This is a genomic window from Chitinophaga sp. (assembly GCF_039596155.1).
GTDB lineage: Bacteria > Bacteroidota > Bacteroidia > Chitinophagales > Chitinophagaceae > Chitinophaga.
Genome location: NZ_JBCNKF010000003.1, coordinates 133,853 through 152,156, shown reverse-complemented (window position 1 = coordinate 152,156; position 18,304 = coordinate 133,853). Strand labels below are relative to the sequence as shown.

The 18,304-nt window shown below is 45.1% G+C and carries 17 protein-coding genes; 11 read left to right on the top strand and 6 right to left on the bottom strand.

Annotation, left to right across the window (positions count from 1 at the left end; genetic code table 11):
• The first annotated feature begins 11 nt into the window (after positions 1 to 11).
• The 4 genes from tig (at position 12) to ABDW33_RS04285 (ending at position 3,779) form a co-directional block, all read left to right on the top strand.
• A complete protein-coding gene (gene tig, locus ABDW33_RS04300) occupies positions 12 to 1,394 on the top strand; it encodes a trigger factor (RefSeq protein ID WP_343688831.1) in 1,383 nt (460 codons plus the stop codon).
• Positions 1,384 to 2,094 carry an ATP-dependent Clp endopeptidase proteolytic subunit ClpP gene (gene clpP / locus ABDW33_RS04295; protein WP_343688830.1) on the top strand — a complete coding sequence of 237 codons (711 nt, stop codon included), beginning with the start codon at positions 1,384 to 1,386 and terminating at the stop codon, positions 2,092 to 2,094. The genes tig and clpP overlap by 11 nt, the downstream gene beginning before the upstream one ends.
• Before the next feature lie 132 nt (positions 2,095 to 2,226).
• The gene (clpX, locus tag ABDW33_RS04290) at positions 2,227 to 3,462 is read left to right on the top strand and encodes an ATP-dependent Clp protease ATP-binding subunit ClpX (RefSeq protein ID WP_343688829.1); all 1,236 of its coding nucleotides are present in this window, start codon (positions 2,227 to 2,229) and stop codon (positions 3,460 to 3,462) included.
• A gap of 113 nt (positions 3,463 to 3,575) precedes the next feature.
• Positions 3,576 to 3,779: a hypothetical protein gene (locus ABDW33_RS04285; protein ID WP_146970726.1), complete on the top strand. Its 204-nt coding sequence runs from the start codon at positions 3,576 to 3,578 to the stop codon at positions 3,777 to 3,779.
• Between the two features lie 296 nt (positions 3,780 to 4,075).
• On the opposite strand, the gene ABDW33_RS04280 is transcribed toward ABDW33_RS04285, so the two are convergent.
• The 6 genes from ABDW33_RS04280 to ABDW33_RS04255 form a co-directional block, all read right to left on the bottom strand.
• Positions 4,076 to 5,701: an NADP-dependent glyceraldehyde-3-phosphate dehydrogenase gene (locus ABDW33_RS04280; protein WP_343688828.1), complete on the bottom strand. Its 1,626-nt coding sequence runs from the start codon at positions 5,699 to 5,701 to the stop codon at positions 4,076 to 4,078.
• 161 nt (positions 5,702 to 5,862) lie between these two features.
• Positions 5,863 to 7,002 (bottom strand): acyl-CoA dehydrogenase family protein, encoded by a 1,140-nt coding sequence (locus ABDW33_RS04275; RefSeq protein ID WP_343688827.1) that lies wholly within the window; start codon positions 7,000 to 7,002, stop codon positions 5,863 to 5,865.
• Positions 6,999 to 7,652, bottom strand: coding sequence for a helix-hairpin-helix domain-containing protein (locus ABDW33_RS04270; RefSeq protein ID WP_343688826.1), 654 nt, complete (start codon positions 7,650 to 7,652; stop codon positions 6,999 to 7,001). Before ABDW33_RS04270 ends, ABDW33_RS04275 begins: the two co-directional genes overlap by 4 nt.
• A gap of 90 nt (positions 7,653 to 7,742) precedes the next feature.
• The gene (locus ABDW33_RS04265) at positions 7,743 to 8,507 is read right to left on the bottom strand and encodes an MBL fold metallo-hydrolase (protein ID WP_343688825.1); all 765 of its coding nucleotides are present in this window, start codon (positions 8,505 to 8,507) and stop codon (positions 7,743 to 7,745) included.
• The gene (locus ABDW33_RS04260) at positions 8,504 to 8,836 is read right to left on the bottom strand and encodes a hypothetical protein (RefSeq protein WP_343688824.1); all 333 of its coding nucleotides are present in this window, start codon (positions 8,834 to 8,836) and stop codon (positions 8,504 to 8,506) included. The genes ABDW33_RS04265 and ABDW33_RS04260 overlap by 4 nt, the downstream gene beginning before the upstream one ends.
• A gap of 15 nt (positions 8,837 to 8,851) precedes the next feature.
• Entirely contained in the window at positions 8,852 to 10,405 is a 1,554-nt protein-coding gene (locus ABDW33_RS04255) for a response regulator (RefSeq protein WP_343688823.1), read from the bottom strand.
• Positions 10,406 to 10,698: 293 nt separating this feature from the next.
• Here ABDW33_RS04255 and ABDW33_RS04250 point away from each other — a divergent pair, with 293 nt between their 5' ends.
• From ABDW33_RS04250 to ABDW33_RS04220, 7 genes are all read left to right on the top strand, one after another.
• A complete protein-coding gene (locus ABDW33_RS04250; RefSeq protein WP_343688822.1) occupies positions 10,699 to 11,925 on the top strand; it encodes an HD domain-containing protein in 1,227 nt (408 codons plus the stop codon).
• 106 nt (positions 11,926 to 12,031) lie between these two features.
• Positions 12,032 to 13,081, top strand: a complete 1,050-nt coding sequence (gene lpxD, locus ABDW33_RS04245) for a UDP-3-O-(3-hydroxymyristoyl)glucosamine N-acyltransferase (RefSeq protein ID WP_183288878.1) — start codon at positions 12,032 to 12,034, stop codon at positions 13,079 to 13,081.
• 78 nt (positions 13,082 to 13,159) lie between these two features.
• Positions 13,160 to 14,584, top strand: a complete 1,425-nt coding sequence (locus tag ABDW33_RS04240) for a bifunctional UDP-3-O-[3-hydroxymyristoyl] N-acetylglucosamine deacetylase/3-hydroxyacyl-ACP dehydratase (protein ID WP_343688821.1) — start codon at positions 13,160 to 13,162, stop codon at positions 14,582 to 14,584.
• Positions 14,585 to 14,586: 2 nt separating this feature from the next.
• A complete protein-coding gene (gene lpxA, locus ABDW33_RS04235) occupies positions 14,587 to 15,381 on the top strand; it encodes an acyl-ACP--UDP-N-acetylglucosamine O-acyltransferase (protein ID WP_343688820.1) in 795 nt (264 codons plus the stop codon).
• Positions 15,382 to 15,454: 73 nt separating this feature from the next.
• Complete coding sequence (locus tag ABDW33_RS04230; protein ID WP_343688819.1) at positions 15,455 to 16,072, top strand: ATP-binding cassette domain-containing protein; 618 nt, start codon at positions 15,455 to 15,457, stop codon at positions 16,070 to 16,072.
• A gap of 52 nt (positions 16,073 to 16,124) precedes the next feature.
• On the top strand, positions 16,125 to 17,414 hold the full coding sequence (locus tag ABDW33_RS04225) for an MFS transporter (RefSeq protein ID WP_343688818.1): 1,290 nt from the start codon (positions 16,125 to 16,127) through the stop codon (positions 17,412 to 17,414).
• 13 nt (positions 17,415 to 17,427) lie between these two features.
• On the top strand, positions 17,428 to 18,267 hold the full coding sequence (locus tag ABDW33_RS04220; protein ID WP_343688817.1) for an MBL fold metallo-hydrolase: 840 nt from the start codon (positions 17,428 to 17,430) through the stop codon (positions 18,265 to 18,267).
• Positions 18,268 to 18,304 lie beyond the last annotated feature (37 nt).

The window sequence follows — 18,304 nt, the reverse complement described above, 5'->3', positions numbered from 1 at the left end:
TAAAATTAATTATGGCAACCGTTACCAGAGAAAACATCGGTTTATTGAATGATAAGATCACTGTGAAAGTGAGCCAGGAAGATTATCTTCCCAATTATGACAAAGCAGTAAAGCAGCTCAGCAAAACCGCCAATATACCTGGCTTCCGTAAAGGAATGGTGCCAGCAGGAATGGTGAAAAAAATGCACGGTCAGGCCATTTTCGCGGATGAAGTACTGAAAACTGTAGAGAAGGAACTCACTGGCTACCTGCAGAATGAGAAAGTTGAGATCTTCGCTCAGCCTTTGCCTCTGGAGAAGGAACCTAAAAATTTCGATCATAACAATCCTACCGAATATAACTTCGATTTTGAAATCGGCCTGAAACCTGCTTTTGAGGTAACTCCGCTGCAGGATGGTAAAACAACCCTGAGCCGTTATAAGATTAAAGTGACCAGCGAAATGCTGGACAAGGAAGTTGACAACCTGCTCGAAAGAGGTGGTAAGAATGTAGAAACTGATAAAGTATCTTCCGAAAATGATTTCCTGACTGTTAAGTTCGAAGAGAGCGATGAGGCAGGTAACGTACTGGAAGGCGGTATTCAGAAAGAAAATGCCATTAAATTAAAGCAGTTCTCTGCTCCTATTCAGGAACAGCTGAAGGGTAAAGGAAAGGGCGATAGCATCGTATTCTTCCTGGCTACTTCATTTGATGCAGCTGCTTTACATGATATTCTGCACGATCTGGGTTTCCATGGTCATAATGATGCAGACGCACAACGTTACTTCAAACTGACCCTGGAGAAAGTTGAAGTAATTGAAAAGAGGGAACTGAATGAAGAGTTCTTCAAAGAAGTATTCCCTAAGGATGAGGTAACCACAGAAGAAGCCTTCCGTGAGAAACTGAAATCCGAAATAGAAAAGTACTGGGATTCCGAGAGCCGTAACCACCTGCACAACGAACTGTTCGAGGTGCTGGTACACGAAACTCCTATTGAACTGCCCAAAGAATTTCTGAAACGCTGGCTGCAGCAGGGTGGCGAAAAGCCAAAGACTGCTGAAGAAGCCGAGAAAGAGTATCCTGGATTTGATCATCAGTTGCGCTGGACTTTGATCAGCGACAAACTGATCCGCGAAAATAAACTGGACGTATCCTTTGATGAACTGAAGGAAAGCGCCAAACAGAAAGTAATGGGCTATTTTGGTGGTGCGGCTGCTGCAGATGGTGCAGAATGGCTGGATAGCTACCTGGAGCGCCTGCTGCAGGATGAAAAATTCGTAGATCAGACTTATCGTGAGATGGTGACTCAAAAACTGTTTGATTGGGCAGAACAAAAGGTAAATGTGAAGGAAGAGGAAGTAACAGCCGAAGAATTTGCTAAATTACCTAATAAACATCACCATCATGAACATTAATAACGAATTCAGGAAATATGCCATCCAGCATAGAGGGATCAGTAGCCTGGTAGTAGATAGCTATACCCGTCACCAGATCAATGCCTTAACTCCCAATATCATCGAGGAGCGCCCGATGAACATGGCGATTATGGACGTGTTTTCCCGTTTGATGATGGACCGCATCATCTTCATGGGCGATCCGGTAAACGACTATGTAGCTAATATTATCACAGCACAATTGCTGTTCCTTGAGTCTACCGACCGTACCCGCGATATACAGATGTATATCAATAGTCCTGGTGGTAGCGTATATGCTGGCTTAGGTATCTATGACACCATGCAGATCATCGCTCCGGATGTAGCGACAATCTGTACAGGTATGGCTGCTTCTTTCGGAGCCGTACTGCTGGTGGCAGGAACCAAAGGCAAACGTACAGCGCTGAAACACGCACGTGTAATGATTCACCAGCCTCATGGCGGTGCAGAAGGACAGACCTCAGATATTGAGATCACTGCCCGCGAGTTCGTAAAGCTGAAAAAAGAGCTGAACGAGATCATTGCCGGCCATTGCGGTCAGCCTGTAAAGAAAGTTGAAAAGGATTCTGATCGTGACTACTGGATGACTGCCGATGAAGCAAAAGAATACGGTATCATCGATGACGTACTCACCAGAAACCCTAGAAAGCAACAGCTGCTCGACGGTACTACGCCTCAGTAATTAGTTTTAAATTCTAATAAGAAGCAAAATTTAGAAAGAGAAACCGTGCTTCACTGTCGGTTTTTCTTTTTAACTTTTGCTTCTCTATTTAAATGCTACCCTTTCCCCCTTTTAATTGTACCTTTGTAAGCTATGAAAGAGTCCAAAATACGTTGTTCATTCTGTAACCGTTCCAAAGACGAAGTACAGATTTTGATAGCTGGTGCAGATGGCCATATTTGTGAGAACTGTGTGGCAAACGCACAGGAAATCATAGAACAGGAATTGTTTCAACAACAGGGGAAAAAAGCCCCCTCCCACTTTGTTCCTAAAGTGGCCAAACCCCAGGAGATCAAGAAATTCCTCGATGAATATGTGATCGGACAGGATGATGCAAAAAAAATACTGGCAGTAGCTGTTTATAACCACTATAAAAGGCTAAACCAACAGGTAGGGGACGACGATGTGGAAATTGAGAAGTCGAATATCATTATGGTAGGTGAGACCGGTACGGGTAAAACCCTGCTGGCTAAATCTATCGCCCGCCTGCTGAATGTTCCGTTCACCATCGTGGATGCAACCGTATTTACCGAAGCCGGGTATGTAGGGGAAGATGTGGAAAGCATCCTGACCCGCCTGCTGCAGGTATGTAACTACGATGTAGAGGCTGCAGAAAGAGGAATTGTCTATATTGACGAGATCGACAAAATTGCCCGTAAGAGCGATAATCCTTCCATCACCCGCGACGTGAGTGGTGAAGGTGTGCAGCAGGGTCTGCTGAAACTGCTGGAAGGAACCGAAGCATTAGTACCTCCACAAGGTGGTCGTAAACACCCTGAGCAGAAGCTGATCAAAGTGAATACACAGAATATCCTGTTCATTTGTGGTGGTGCCTTTGACGGTGTTGATAAAATCATCAGCCGCAGGGTGCAGACTCATTCCATCGGGTTTACTGTGAATAAAGAGAAAGAGGAAGAGAACAAGAAACATATACTCCGTTACATCAACTCCCAGGACTTAAAGGCCTTTGGCCTGATTCCTGAATTGCTGGGACGCTTGCCAGTGGTAACTTATCTGAACTCTCTGGACAATGAAGCACTGAAAGCGATCCTGACAGAGCCTAAAAATGCACTGGTGAAACAATACAAGAAACTGTTCAAAGTAGAAGGTATTGACCTGATCATTGAAGATGATGCAGTGGATTATATCGTCGAAAAGGCAATGGAGTATAAATTAGGTGCCCGTGGCCTTCGTTCTATCTGCGAGGTGGTATTAAGCGATGCAATGTTTAACCTGCCTTCTTCGAATGAAAGTTCTTTCATACTCACAAGAGCTTATGCAGAAGAAAAACTGGATAAATCAACATTGGTGCAATTGAAAGTTGCCTAATTGAAAATAATAAAGCAAGATCCCTTCTGCCAGTGGTAGAAGGGATTTTGCTTTATGGAAGGTTCCCCCCGGGAGGTGCGGATTTTTCATTACCTTTAAACAAATAGCAATAAATGGACCTCTTAAAAGAACTGAAAGAAAGAGCCGGTCTTACCAACGAACAGGCCATTAAGACCTTTGAGATACTGAAAGAGTATGTAGGTGGTAAGGTGCCCGTATTCCTGGCAGGTACTGTCGAGAAATGGTTTAATGACATCGAAAAGAAAGCCGAAGCAGCTGGTAAAGAAGAAAAAGACAACGACTTCCTGGAACACTAAGCAACAGACATTGGCACAATAAAAAAGGCTTCCTCTAAGAGGAAGCCTTTTTCTTTTGGTTGCGTAAAAGTTGTTTCGATTGTCTTTTCTTTTTGTAGGAGGTTGATAAATTGGTAAAGAGTGATGAATTAACCCAAATTTAACGTTCTTAATTCAAAAATCCAGCACCTTATTTAGCTTTTACTCACTTTTTTATCAAAAAGTTTAGACAGTATCAATACATTAAAATTTTAGCACATAGTTAAAAACCTTACAAATAATATTCTAACTCAAAAACAGCACTGATAGAATCTTGTTTAAAAGATATATTTTGTTGACAAAAAGTTTGAACTCTGTTCACTTACGATCTCATTTAAGAGGTTTTTGTTCTCTTCCGTCTGTTTTGTAGCTACCATTGTACGAATAGAGAATGCTCTCAAAGCATCCGGAACACTCAATGTTCCTTCAGCAGAATCCTTCCTTCCTGTGAATGGGAAAATATCTGGTCCGCGCTGACATTGACAATTCAGATTTACCCTGCTTACCTGGTTTACCAGCGGATCGATCAGCGAAGCCAGTTCGTCGGCATCATTGCTGAAGAGACTTACCTGCTGCCCATGATCTGATGCTATCAGGTAGTCGATCGGTGTTTCTATGTCGTCAAACGGCAGGATTGGAATGACTGGGCCGAATTGTTCTTCCCTGTACAGCTTCATTTTATCATTTACCGGGTATAACACTGCCGGATATACAAAAGATTCGAATGTAGTACCTCCGTTTTCGTTCATCACCTTTGCACCATTCGCTATTGCATCTGCAATGCATTCCTGCAGATAAGCGGGTTTCTGTGGCTCAGGGAGGGGCGTAAGGAAAACGTCTTTCTCCCATGGCATCCCGATTTTGAGTTTACTTACTGCGGCACTGAATTTCTCAATGAATGCATCGGCGACCTGCTTATGTACATAAATGATCTTTATAGCCGTACAGCGCTGCCCGTTAAAAGAAAGTGAGCCTAACACACATTCTTTTACAGCGAGGTCTAAATCCGCCTTATCTGTGATTATAGCAGCATTCTTTGCATCCAGCCCCAGGATCGCACGCAGGCGGTTTACTTTCGGGTGCATCTTCTTCAGCTGATTTGCCACTTTACTGCTACCGATCAGGGTGAGTACGTTGATCTTGCCGGACTCCATGAGCGGCGCTATGATCACATTTCCACGGCCATAAATAGTATTAACTACCCCTTTGGGGAAACAGTCTGCAAAGGCTTCCAGCAATGGATAGTGCAATAAAGTACCATGCTTGGGAGGTTTGAACAGCAGGGTATTGCCCATGATCAGTGCGGGAATCAGGGTCGTGAAGGTCTCATTCAGCGGATAGTTGAATGGTCCCATACACAATACCACGCCTAATGGAGAACGGCGTATCTGGCCTATAATGCCCTGTTCAATTTCAAAGCGGCTGGAATTGCGGTCAAGATCTTTCAGCGCATCGATCGTGGCATTGATGTACTCGATGGTACGGTCAAATTCCTTTACAGAGTCTGCAAAGGACTTCCCGATTTCCCACATGATCAGTTTTACAATCTCATCTTTCCTGGCGATCATTTTGCCTGTGAACTTATCCATGCAGGCAATTCTTTCGGAAACAGGCATGGTTGGCCATTCTCCACGGCCATCATTGTACGCGAGTACGGCTGCATCAAGGGCTGCAAGGGCTTCCGCCTGGCCGCACAGCGGATAGGAGCCAATTACTTTTCTTTTGAGGCCTTCTGGGGTCTGCACAGCTACCGGGGAAAGAACGGTATGGACATCGCCGTTCCAGGGTTTCATTTCACCGCCGGAGAGGTATTCACGCTGATGAATCTCTTCCGGTAGCAGGAAATTCGCCGGGATGGCGTCTGCCGTCGGGAACATCTGATGTAAGTGTTCTTCAAAGGTCATGACATAATGGTTTATATAGATGAAAGATAATAAATAGGTTATAAAAAAAAGACTGATCGCACTTCACCAGTGGATCAGTCTTATACTGCTTTTGTATGCTGAAAGTAGCCAGGACAGGAAAGGTCCGCCTGTGGCCGGCCTTCAGGAGTGATACGATTACTTTACTTCAGGGCTTCACGGGCAATGACGAGCTTCTGGATTTCGGAAGTTCCCTCTCCTATTGTACATAACTTCGCATCTCTGTAAAACTTCTCTACAGGAAAGTCTTTGGTATATCCATAGCCACCGAATACCTGCACTGCTTCGTTGGCCGTTTTTACGGCTACCTCCGAGGCATAGTATTTGGCCATGGCGGCATGCTGTGTTACCTTCTGGCCTTTGCTTTTGCCCGAGGCAGCCTGCATGGTGAGCAGTTCAGCTGCCATGATCTCTGTAGCCATATCAGCCAGTTTGAAGGAGATACCCTGGAAGCTGGCAATAGGCTTATCGAACTGATGGCGTTCCTGTGCGTACTGAAGGGCTGCTTCGTACGCGCCTTTGGCGATACCCAGGGAAAGTGCGGCAATGGAGATACGTCCTCCATCCAGTACTTTCATAGACTGAATGAATCCTTCTCCCTCATTGCCCAGCATATTTGCGGCTGGAATACGGCAATTGTCGAAGATCATTTCTGCGGTTTCCGAGGCACGCATGCCCAGTTTGTTTTCTTTTTTACCACCGCTGAAGCCTGGTGTACCTCTTTCTACAATAAAGGCCGTCATACCATGGCTATCCCGCACATTGCCGGTACGGGCAATGACTACGGCCACGTCTCCACTTTTACCATGTGTGATCCAGCATTTGGTGCCATTCAGTACCCATTCGTCTCCATCTTTCTTTGCTACGCACTTCATGTTCATGGCATCGGAGCCGGTATTGGGCTCAGTGAGGCCCCAGGCGCCCAGCCATTCGCCGCTGGCCAGTTTTGGGAGGTAGTGTTTCTTTTGTTCTTCAGATCCAAATTGTAAAATATGGCCGGTGCAAAGGGAGTTGTGCGCGGCTACACTCAGGCCGATGGCGCCGCAGAAGCGACTGATTTCGCTGACTACGGTAACGTACTCGAGGTATCCGAGGCCACTGCCGCCGTATTCCTGTGGTACTAATACCCCCATTAAGCCTAATTCGCCAAGTTGTTTAAAAAGTGGGGTCGGGAAAGTTTGGGTTTCATCCCATTCCATAACGTGCGGTTGAATGTGCGCTTTTCCGAAATCCCGGATCACCTGCGTGATCTGCTGCTGCATTTCTGTTGGTTCGAAGTTCATATCGGGGGTTTTGCTGTTTTGATGTAATGTTCAATTTTACGATAAATACTATCATCCACCAATGGTATGCCAAGAAGGTCAGATGGCTGGCTAAAAGGCCCGTTGTTATTGCGATACAGCACAATTAACCGCGCCAGTTTGTACCTTATGTAAGGATGTTGGGCCAAAGTTTGTTCATCTGCGGTGTTGAGGTCCAGTTTTTTTAGAGAAACTGCATTCAATCGCAGGTAAGGTTGAATTTTGTTAAATGTGCTGTCTGGGAGGCCGTAAGTTTCCCTGATCTGGGCGATGGCATAAAAACCACCTAATTTATCTCTAAAGCGGATAATTCGTGCAGCCAGCACAGGTCCTATTCCTTTCAATGACTCCCAGGCGGCAGAATCAGCCTTGTTTATGTCGATGGTGATCACTGATTGCCGCGGGCGCGAAAAAGTAATATGTTGCTTAGACGTATGTTGCTTAGGCGTATCTTTCTTTAATGCGGCCTGAAAATCGGCAATGTCCCGTGCGAAGCAGGTATCTGTTCCTGTTTTTAGCGGGAAATAATGGTTGACGATAGCCGGGGTATACATACTGATTATCGTAAGGAGCATCAACACGATGATGCCTCTTCGTTCAAGCGCTGTAAAGTGCGAGAATGGGTGTTTCATAGGTTAACAAACTTGCTATCCCAATTTAAACGAAAAAAACGCCTTTACCTATAGCAAAAGCGTTTTTTCAACTGCGACCTGCAGCCGGTATCAGAGATCGATCTCCAGGCCGTCGTATGCCAGTGCCATCCCGGCAGGAAGCTCTTGTGATACTTCGGCATGCAATCCCATCTGGTGACTGATATGCGTAAAGTATACCTGGGGTATTTTTAATTCCTGGGCGAGGGCAATCGCCTCTTCCAGCGTGAAATGAGAGATATGTTTCTCCTTACGCAGGGCATTAACTACCATAATGCGGGAACCAATGATCTTTTCTTTTTCTTCAGGTGCAATGAAATTCGCATCAGTTATGTATGTGAAGTCGCCAAAACGGAAACCCAGCACGGGCATCTTATGGTGCATGACGTTGATAGGAATAAATGTCAACCCATTTACATCAAATGGCTCACTACCGATGGTGCGAAGGTTCAGTTCCGGAATGCCCGGATACTTATGCTCTGCAAATGCGTATGCAAATTCACGTATGATACCTTCCTGCGTTAATGAAGTTGCAAAAATATCGATCGCTCTCTGCTGAAAATAATTAAAGGCACGGATGTCGTCCATACCGGCTATATGATCTTTGTGAGAGTGGGTTACCAATACAGCTTCCAGGTGTTTTACTTCTGCTCTCAGCATCTGGTAGCGGAAGTCAGGGGTGGTATCGATAACGATATTGCCTGCGGGTGTATCAGATATGAGAATACTACTGCGCAGTCGCTTATCATGCTTATCGGTGGAAGTACATACCCGACAGCCACAAGCAATGACGGGTACGCCCTGAGAGGTGCCTGTTCCTAAGAAAGTTACTTTCAATTCTCTGATGGTTGTTCTGGTGAAGTAGGAGTGGATTCTTCGTCGGCCGCATCAGCAGCGGTATTCCTGTTTTCCACAATCTGTTTGTAGAGCTTGAGGGATTCAGGGGTTAGCACACTTTCATCCAGTTCCATCGAACCCAGGATATCCAGCAGCGTATTGATACGGCCTTCCAGGTTCAGAAATTTATTAACCACCACGACCTTTTTATGTTCGAGTACACAATAGCCTGAGTTGAACGTTCCTTTTTCAAAACGTAACTCATACTTAGCCTCTCCAAAGATCTTTTCGAGACGGGTCAGGTTATTGGGTGTCACTTTGAAGTTCATGGTACAAAAATAAGATTATTTACTCACCAACCTTGCCAGTGGTACAATGACCTCCTCCAGCGAAATACCACCGTGCTGAAAGGTGTTGCGATAGAAGTTTACAAAGTAGTTGTAATTATTAGGATAGCAGAGGTAGCCGTCTTCTTTGGCAAAGATGTACGAGGAGTTGACATTCGGTTTGGGTAAGCCTGCTTCGCGGGGATCTCTGAAGGCCAGCACGTCTCTGGCGTCATAGTTCAGATTACGGCCATGTTTATAGCGCAGGTTCGTTGTAGTTTGCTTATCTCCGATCACTTTTACCGGTGTTTTTACCCTCACGTTGCCATGGTCTGTCGCGATGATAAGGTTAATCTTACGGTCTGCCACTTTGCGCAGCGCCTGGTGCAATGGTGAATGTTCGAACCAGCTGGCAGTAATAGAGCGATAAGAAGTTTCATCACCAGCCAGTTCTTTCAGCACTTCCATTTCAGTACGTGCATGGCTGAGCATATCCACAAAGTTATATACAATCACATTCAGCGGATAGGCCAACAGGTTGTGAATGTTATTCACCAGGTGCTGACCATCATTATGAGTGGTCACCTTGGTATAGGAGAAACGGGTATCCAGTTTCAGGCGTTTCAGCTGATCGGCAAAGAATTCTTCTTCGTGCAGGTTCTTCCCTCCGTCTTCATCATCGTTTTTCCATTGCTGTGGAAAACGGCTTTCAATATCGATGGGTAGCAGCCCTGCAAAGATGGCATTACGGCTATATTGAGTAGAGGTAGGGAGTATACTGTAAAAGGTATCTTCGGTGACCAGCCTGAAGGAATCCAGGAAGATGGGAAGAATGGCTTTCCACTGATCCAGGCGCAGGTTATCTATGATAATGAAGAAGTTAGGCACTTCATTATCAAGCTGCGGCACCACTTTCTCTTTAAATACAGAGTGCGACATAACCGGGGCATCCTTGGCTTTGGGGCTTACCCAACTGGCATAGTTGCGGGAGATGAACTTGGCAAATTCTGTATTTGCTTCAGCCTTTTGTGTATTTAAGACCTCCATCATCTCAGGATTGTTGGTCTTAGCCATTTCCATTTCCCAGTAAACCAGCTTTTTATAAAGGTCCATCCACTCATTATAATCCGGTCCCGAGTTCAGGGCCATGAATAAAGAGCGGAAGTCCTGCTGGTAGGCGATCGTGGTTTTCTCGGCCACAAGTCGCTTATTATCAATTATTTTTTTTAGCGAGAGGAGTACCTGGTTGGGATTCACTGGTTTAATGAGGTAGTCGGTGATCTGGGAGCCGATGGCTTCGTCCATAACATTTTCCGCCTCATTTTTGGTGATCATGACTACAGGTATCTGTTGATCTATCTCCTTTATCCTGGCGAGGGTTTCGAGTCCGGTAATACCGGGCATAGACTCATCCAGCAACACGACATCGATCACCTGTTCCTTCAGGAATTCCAGGGCATCGTACCCATTGGTAAGGGCAGACACTTTGTATCCTTTATTTTCCAGGAACATGATTTGTGATTTCAGTAATTCTATTTCGTCATCTACCCAGAGTATATTTATTTGACTCATGCAAGTAATAGTTAGGAGTAAGATAAATTAGTTTCAGCCGGCAACTATTTAGCCAATATACCATTCTCTACTGTCAAAAAATGTTCCCTATGTGGGATATTGGCACAATAAATTGTTAAATAACAGTTGATTTGGTGATAGTTGTCCAAATATTATCAATTTTTGCAATAAAAATAGGAAAATCGAAGAAGATATAGGGGAAGGAGGATCGGAAGGCGTCTTATACATTAGAAAAAGTTAAAGATAATAATTCCTTAACGTAGCTTTGCCCAAGCTAAAGGGTAACGGTAAAAATGGCAGAACGCAAGAGAAAAATTGTAAATGATCCGGTGTATGGCTTCATCACGATAGATCATCCGCTGATCTTTGCCTTGATTTCCCATCCTTATTACCAGCGTTTGCGCCGTATTCATCAGATGGCGCTGGCACATCTGGTCTATCCGGGAGCAATGCATACCCGTTTTCATCACAGTATGGGCGCTTATCACCTGATGAGTTGTGCATTGTCTGAGTTGAAGGGGAAAGGGGTAGAAATTACGGATGAAGAGGAGATTGCTGCTAAGATGGCTATTCTTCTGCATGATATAGGTCACGGGCCTTATTCTCATGCCCTGGAAAACGGAATTATTGAAGGGGTTTCCCACGAGAAAATCAGCCAGTGGCTGATGGAGGAATTGAATAAGGAGCTGAACGGAGCTTTGAGTCTGACAATAGAAATCTTCAACGGACGTTATCATAAAACGTTTCTGCATCAACTGGTGTCGAGCCAGCTGGATGTGGATAGGATGGATTACCTGAACCGCGACAGCTTTTATACGGGTGTTTCTGAGGGAGTAATTGGTTATGACCGTATTATAAAGATGCTGACTGTGCAACGGAATGAGCTGATGGTGGAAGAAAAGGGAATTTATTCTATAGAGAAGTTCATTGTGGCGCGGCGGTTGATGTATTGGCAGGTTTATCTGCACAAGACAGTACTGAGTGCAGAGAATATGCTGGTCAAAATACTGAAGCGAGCTAAGGAACTGGCACTTAAGGGAGTATCATTATATGCCTCACCGGCATTAACATATTTCCTGTACCATACTATCACGGCTGCCAACTTCGAACAGGAGCCAGCCTGCCTGCAACAGTTTTGTCTGCTGGATGACTATGATATTTTAAGCGCGATTAAGGTATGGTCCACGCATACGGATCCTGTCCTTTCCTTGTTATGTAAATGGTTGACAAACAGGAATTTATTTAAATGCCTGCTCAGCAATGAGGCTTTTGATACCTCGGCCATAACTTTATTGAAAACACAGGTACAAGAAAGATATGGCATTTCTGGCCATGATCTAGATTACTTTGTCTTCACAGGAACAGCCAGTTTAAGCGCGTACAACATTAATAATGAGAGGATTAACATCCTTTTTAAGGACGGGACAGTCAAAGATATTTCGTCTATAGATAATGCATTGGTTAGTCATACACTGGCTATACCCGTAAAAAAATTCTACATTTGTCATCCAAAAATCTAAGCAACACAGGATTATGAATGATAGATTGTAGATAATGTATAACTAAATGGCTGTCAACTAAATCATAAAACTGGTACCGCCTGGATAACTATATTAATTATTAACTATGCAGTTTAGCGCATTACAATTGGCTACCATGTTAGATGGTAAGCTGGAAGGCAACCCGGACGTAAAAGTGAATAACATCGCCAAAATCGAAGAGGCTGGTGAAGGGATGCTCAGTTTTATAGCCAATCCCAAATATGAAGAATTCATCTACACGACCAATGCTTCCATACTCATTGTGAACGAGAGCCTGGTTACAGAGCGTCCGGTAAAGTCTACCCTGATCAGGGTAAAAGATGCCTACAGTGCTTTCGCCCAGCTTCTGGAACAATATAAGCAGCTGGTAGGTAACAAAACCGGTATTCAACAGCCATCTTTTGTGCCTGCTTCTGTAAAAACAGGTAGTAATGTATTTATTGGTGCATTTGCCTATCTGGGTGAAAATGTCGTACTGGGCAATAACGTGAAGATCTATCCGGGTGTATACCTGGGTGATAACGTGGTTGTAGGCGATGACACTGTAATATTCCCGGGTGTGAAGGTGTACGAGAACTGTGTGTTAGGCAAGCGGGTCATCCTGCATGCAAACTGCGTACTCGGTGGCGACGGCTTCGGCTTTGCACCTCAGCCTGATGGTAAATACAAAAAAGTACCTCAGATCGGTAACGTCGTGATTCATGACGATGTAGAGATCGGTGCGAATACGACTATCGACAGAGCGACCATGGGATCTACAATTATCCGCCAGGGGGTAAAACTGGATAACCTGATCCAGATCGCTCACAACGTGGATATCGATACAAATACTGTAATCGCAGCACAGACCGGTATCTCTGGTAGTACCAAGATCGGAAAGAACTGCGTGATCGGTGGTCAGGTAGGGCTGGTAGGTCATATCCAACTGGCAGATGGCACCAAGATCAATGCCCAGAGCGGTCTCTCCAAATCTATCACAGAGTCTAATACAGCTCTGATGGGATCTCCTGCTTTTGACTACAAAAGTTCATTAAAAAGTCAGGCAATTTTTAGAAATTTGCCGGACCTTGAAAAACGGGTTAAAGAGCTGGAAGACATGGTAAAACAATTACTTTCTGTAAGAGAAGGTGTTTAATATTCCTGTAATTACCTGCACCACACACAATTGCAGACCATTCCAGCGAGAAGACAAAAGATAAATTAGTTAATTAACATGATGGATAATCAACAGTCGTCCAATCAACACACGATAAAAAGTCCTGTTACTATATCGGGTGTAGGTTTGCACACAGGTGCCAGCGTAAATATGACCCTCAAACCTGGCAATCCTGGATCGGGTATTAAGTTCAGACGTATTGATCTGCCCAACCAGCCTGTAGTAAAGGCGGATGTAGATTATGTAGTAGATACTTCCAGAAGCACCACCCTGGAACACAATGGCGCAAGAGTAAATACAATCGAACATATTATGGCAGCACTGGTAGGTACCGGTGTTGACAACGTTGAAATAGATATTGATGGTCCTGAAGTACCTATCATGGACGGTAGCGCTATGCCTTTTATCGAGATCATCGAACAGGCAGGTGTAGCTGAACAGGATGCGAAGAAGGTATATTATACAATCGATACCAACATTACCTACTACGACGACAAGAAGAACGTGGAAATGGTAGCACTGCCTGCAGTGGATTACCGTGTCACCTGTATGATCGACTTCAATTCTCCTGTACTGGGTACACAGCATGCGAACCTGAACAGCCTCGCTGATTTCAGATCTGAAATCGCTTCCTGCCGTACTTTTGTTTTCCTGCATGAGCTGGAGTACCTGATCAACAATAACCTGATTAAAGGTGGTGATATCAATAACGCAATCGTAATCGTTGATAAACCTGTAAGTGAAGAGGAACTGGCACGCCTGGCAACCGTATTCCAACGCAAGAATATCAGTGTAGAACAGCGTGAAGGTATCCTGAATAATATCAAGCTGCGTTTCCCTAATGAACCTGCACGTCACAAACTGCTGGACATCCTGGGCGACCTGGCACTGGTGGGATATCCTATCAAGGCGCATATCATCGCCAACCGTCCGGGCCATGCTTCTAACGTCGAGTTCGCCCGCCGTCTGAAACAATACATTAAGAAGAACAAGCACATTAAAGATGTGCCTGTATATGATCCTAATAAACCGGCTATATTTGATCTTCCACGTATAGAGCGGACCCTGCCACATCGCTTCCCCATGCTATTGGTAGACAAGATCATTGATCTGACTGATACACAGGTAGTGGGTATCAAGAACGTAACTTTCAACGAGCCTTTCTTCCAGGGCCACTTCCCGAACAATCCGGTAATGCCGGGTGTATTACAGGTAGAGGCATTGGCACAATGTGGAGGTATCCTCGCCCTGAATACAGTTCCTGATCCTGAAAACTACGACACATATTTTATCAAGATCGACAACTGTAAGTTCAAGCAAAAGGTTGTTCCGGGTGATACGATGATCCTGAAAATGGAGCTGCTCAGCCCTATCAGAAGAGGTATCGTAGAAATGCGGGGAACTGTGTTTGTAGGAAATAAGATCGTTACAGAAGGCGATCTGACTGCTCAAATCATTAAAACTAGAGACGCCAAAAAATAGCAATGATCCATCCGCTTACTTACATCCACCCCGACGCGAAGGTGGCACCAAATGTTAAAATTGATCCTTTCACCGTTATCCACAAAAATGTAGAGATCGGTGATGGCACCTGGATCGGGTCGAATGTCACTATCATGGAAGGGGCAAGGATTGGAAAGAACTGCCGTATCTTCCCAGGCTCCGTTATATCCGCTATACCACAGGACCTCAAATTTGACGGAGAAGACACCACCACCATTATTGGAGATAATACCACTATCCGTGAGTACGTAACCATCAACAGAGGTACCAAAGACAAATGGAAAACCGTGATCGGTTCCAACTGTCTGATCATGGCATACAGCCATATCGCCCACGACTGTGAGGTAGGTAACTACTGTGTATTTTCCAACAATACAACCCTGGCCGGTCACATCACTGTCGGTGATCACGTAGTACTGGCAGGTATGGTGGCAGTGCAGCAGTTCTGTAAGATCGGTGCACATGCTTTCGTTACCGGTGGTTCACTGGTAAGAAAAGATGTACCTCCTTATGTAAAAGCCGCTCGTGAGCCATTGTCTTATGTTGGTGTGAACTCTATCGGTTTAAAAAGAAGAGGTTTCTCCCTGGAGAAGATCAACCATATCCTGGACCTTTACCGCGTGATCTTCGTGAAAGGCTACAAGCTGTCAAAAGCTGTAAGCATCATCGAAGCTGAATATCCTGCCACGGATGAAAGGGATGAAATCCTTTCCTTTATCCGTGAGTCCGGCCGTGGTATCATGAAGGGCTATACCTCTCTCTCCAGTGACGAATGAAAATAAATTTTTATGGGCAATACCATATGTGCAAAGCATATGGTATTGCCTTTTCTATAAATAACGAGGACGAATGAAAATAACGCTGGACCAGACCGGAAAACGCTTTAACTACGATTGGATCTTTCGTCGGGTCAATGCTACCTTTGAAGCTGGACAACGTTACGCCATTCTTGGACCTAACGGTTCAGGTAAGTCTACATTATTACAGGTTGTGAGCGGGCACCTGCTGCACAACGAAGGCACCGTCACTTACCAATATTCCAATGCCCCATTACCCCCTGATCAGTTTTTCAACTACTGCGCCATCGCAGCTCCATACCTGGAACTGATCGAAGAATTTACCCTCGCAGAAAGCATCAGTTTCCACTTACAATTTAAGCAGTTCATACCGGGTATCACACCGCAAAAAGCAGCGGAAACAGTAGGTCTGGCTACTTCTATGCGTAAACAGGTCAAGCACTTTTCTTCAGGGATGAAGCAAAGACTGAAACTGGCGCTGGCTATCTTCTCGGATGTGCCTGTATTATTGCTGGATGAACCCTGCACCAACCTGGATGCAGCCGGCGTAAAACTCTACCAGGACCTGATTACAACATATGCAAATAATCGTATGATCATTGTCAGCTCCAATGATGAGCAGGAGTATTTTATGTGTGAACAGCGCATGAGTATCTTGGACTACAAATGATGTGGGGATTAGTGCTTTAATCGTATATTGAACCCCATAATACGAGATGCATATGCAAAAGACTGCCAGTAAGAAAGTAATTAACGGGTGGGCCATGTATGACTGGGCTAACTCTGTTTACAATCTGGTAATTACAACTACCTTTTTCCCTATCTATTTTACAAGCGCCACAAAAGCTGCCTTTGGCAGTGACCGCATTCCTTTCTTCGGAAAATACTTTATCAACTCTGCCCTATATGACTACGCCATGGCAGCAGCATTTCTGATTGCTGCGATCGCCTCCCCTATATTGTCTTCTATTGCAGACACCCGGGGGAATAAAAAGCGTTATCTCATGATGTTCACCTGGCTGGGAGGCATCAGCTGTAGTGCGCTGTACCTGTTCAGAGGTGGCAACGTAGAATACGGGGTTATATTCTTTATTCTCGCGACCCTCGGCTATTGCGGCGGGTTAGTGTTCTATAACTCCTATCTGCCTGAGATCGCAGCAGAAGAAGACCGCGACCGGGTAAGTGCCAAAGGCTTCGCCATGGGCTATATCGGCAGCGTACTGTTGCAACTGATCGGTTTTGCCCTCGTAACAATCAAGCCATTTGGTATCTCTGATGGTCAGGCAGTACTCATCACTTTCCTGCTGGTAGGTGTATGGTGGATAGGTTTTGCACAGATCACCTTTATACGGCTGCCCGCATCTAAAGGCACCATTAGTAACCATAGTGCAGGAGCACTGACAGAAGGTTTTACCGAGCTGCGTAAAGTGTATGCCCAGGTAAAAACAATGCCGGTACTGAAGCGTTTTCTGAGGGCATTTTTCTTTTACAGCATGGGAGTGCAGACAGTGATGATGGCAGCGACGATCTTTGGTTCACAGGAACTTCACCTGGAATCATCTGTCCTTATCAGTGTCGTGGTCGTTATTCAGGTCGTAGCGATCGCAGGTGCTTCAGGTATGGCATGGCTTTCAGGCAAGTTTGGTAACCTCCCTGTATTAATTGGGGTCATATTCGTATGGATAGGCATTTGCTTTGCGGGTTACCGTATGCAGACAGCTACTGATTTCTATATACTGGCCACAGCTGTAGGCCTGGTCATGGGAGGCGTTCAGTCCCTGAGTCGCTCCACCTACGCCAAGCTGATGCCTGAAACAGAAGATACCGCGTCATTCTTCAGTTACTATGATGTGACAGAAAAGCTTTCTATCGTGATTGGTATGATCACCTTCGGGGTCATCCACGAGGCAACAGGTAGTATGCGTAATTCGGTGATTGCACTGGCTGTTTTCTTTTTGATTGGCCTCGCATGGCTGTTTTCCGCACGGAGAAAGCAAAAGGAACTGCAATAGAAATTTCAATTGTATGAAACTATATACCGTAGACACAGGCTATTTTAAACTGGATGGGGGAGCTATGTTCGGCGTAGTTCCCAAGAGTATCTGGCATAAACTAAATGCACCAGACGAAAACAATTTATGCACCTGGGCAATGCGCTGCCTGCTCATTGAAGACGGCAAGCGCCTGATCCTCGTAGATACGGGTATTGGTGACAAACAGGATGCGAAATGGTTCGGCCATTACCACCTGCATGGCGACGCAACCCTGGATAGCTCCCTGGCCAAACTGGGTTTCCATAAAGACGATATCACAGATGTGTTCATGACCCATCTGCACTTTGACCATTGCGGAGGTTCCATCATCAGGCAAGGCGACAAGCTGTTGCCAGCATTCAAAAATGCAACCTACTGGAGCAATGAAGATCACTGGAAATGGGCCACTGAACCCAACGACAGGGAGAAAGCTTCATTCCTGAAAGAGAATATCCTGCCAATGCAGGAAAGCGGTCAGCTGAAATTTGTAGAAGTAAAAGATGGTGTATCCTTTACCGACAATATCAACATCCGTTTTGTAAACGGACATACGGATGCACAGATGCTACCACAGATCAAATACAAGGACCAAACCATCCTCTATATGGCGGACCTGCTTCCCAGCATCGGACACATTCCGCTGCCATACGTAATGGCATACGACATGTTCCCGCTGACAACCCTTCAGGAAAAGAAAACCTACCTGACAGAGGCACTGGAGCAGCAATATGTATTGTATTTAGAGCACGATCCGGCTGTAGAATGCGTAGTGCTGCAACAAACCGAGAAAGGTATCAGGGCAGGTGAGACCTTCCCCCTGTCTGCCCTGTAGTATATGTCATCTTGGCACAATATGGACCTGCTGCATA

Excerpts from the sequence above, each read along its gene's own strand:
- tig (WP_343688831.1), top strand. The coding sequence starts at position 12 with ATGGCAACCGTTACCAGAGAAAACATCGGTTTATTGAATGATAAGATC.
- clpP (WP_343688830.1), top strand. The coding sequence starts at position 1,384 with ATGAACATTAATAACGAATTCAGGAAATATGCCATCCAGCATAGAGGG.
- clpX (WP_343688829.1), top strand. The coding sequence starts at position 2,227 with ATGAAAGAGTCCAAAATACGTTGTTCATTCTGTAACCGTTCCAAAGAC.
- ABDW33_RS04285 (WP_146970726.1), top strand. The coding sequence starts at position 3,576 with ATGGACCTCTTAAAAGAACTGAAAGAAAGAGCCGGTCTTACCAACGAA.
- ABDW33_RS04280 (WP_343688828.1), bottom strand. The coding sequence starts at position 5,701 with ATGACCTTTGAAGAACACTTACATCAGATGTTCCCGACGGCAGACGCC.
- ABDW33_RS04275 (WP_343688827.1), bottom strand. The coding sequence starts at position 7,002 with ATGAACTTCGAACCAACAGAAATGCAGCAGCAGATCACGCAGGTGATC.
- ABDW33_RS04270 (WP_343688826.1), bottom strand. The coding sequence starts at position 7,652 with ATGAAACACCCATTCTCGCACTTTACAGCGCTTGAACGAAGAGGCATC.
- ABDW33_RS04260 (WP_343688824.1), bottom strand. The coding sequence starts at position 8,836 with ATGAACTTCAAAGTGACACCCAATAACCTGACCCGTCTCGAAAAGATC.
- ABDW33_RS04255 (WP_343688823.1), bottom strand. The coding sequence starts at position 10,405 with ATGAGTCAAATAAATATACTCTGGGTAGATGACGAAATAGAATTACTG.
- ABDW33_RS04250 (WP_343688822.1), top strand. The coding sequence starts at position 10,699 with ATGGCAGAACGCAAGAGAAAAATTGTAAATGATCCGGTGTATGGCTTC.
- lpxD (WP_183288878.1), top strand. The coding sequence starts at position 12,032 with ATGCAGTTTAGCGCATTACAATTGGCTACCATGTTAGATGGTAAGCTG.
- ABDW33_RS04240 (WP_343688821.1), top strand. The coding sequence starts at position 13,160 with ATGATGGATAATCAACAGTCGTCCAATCAACACACGATAAAAAGTCCT.
- lpxA (WP_343688820.1), top strand. The coding sequence starts at position 14,587 with ATGATCCATCCGCTTACTTACATCCACCCCGACGCGAAGGTGGCACCA.
- ABDW33_RS04230 (WP_343688819.1), top strand. The coding sequence starts at position 15,455 with ATGAAAATAACGCTGGACCAGACCGGAAAACGCTTTAACTACGATTGG.
- ABDW33_RS04225 (WP_343688818.1), top strand. The coding sequence starts at position 16,125 with ATGCAAAAGACTGCCAGTAAGAAAGTAATTAACGGGTGGGCCATGTAT.
- ABDW33_RS04220 (WP_343688817.1), top strand. The coding sequence starts at position 17,428 with ATGAAACTATATACCGTAGACACAGGCTATTTTAAACTGGATGGGGGA.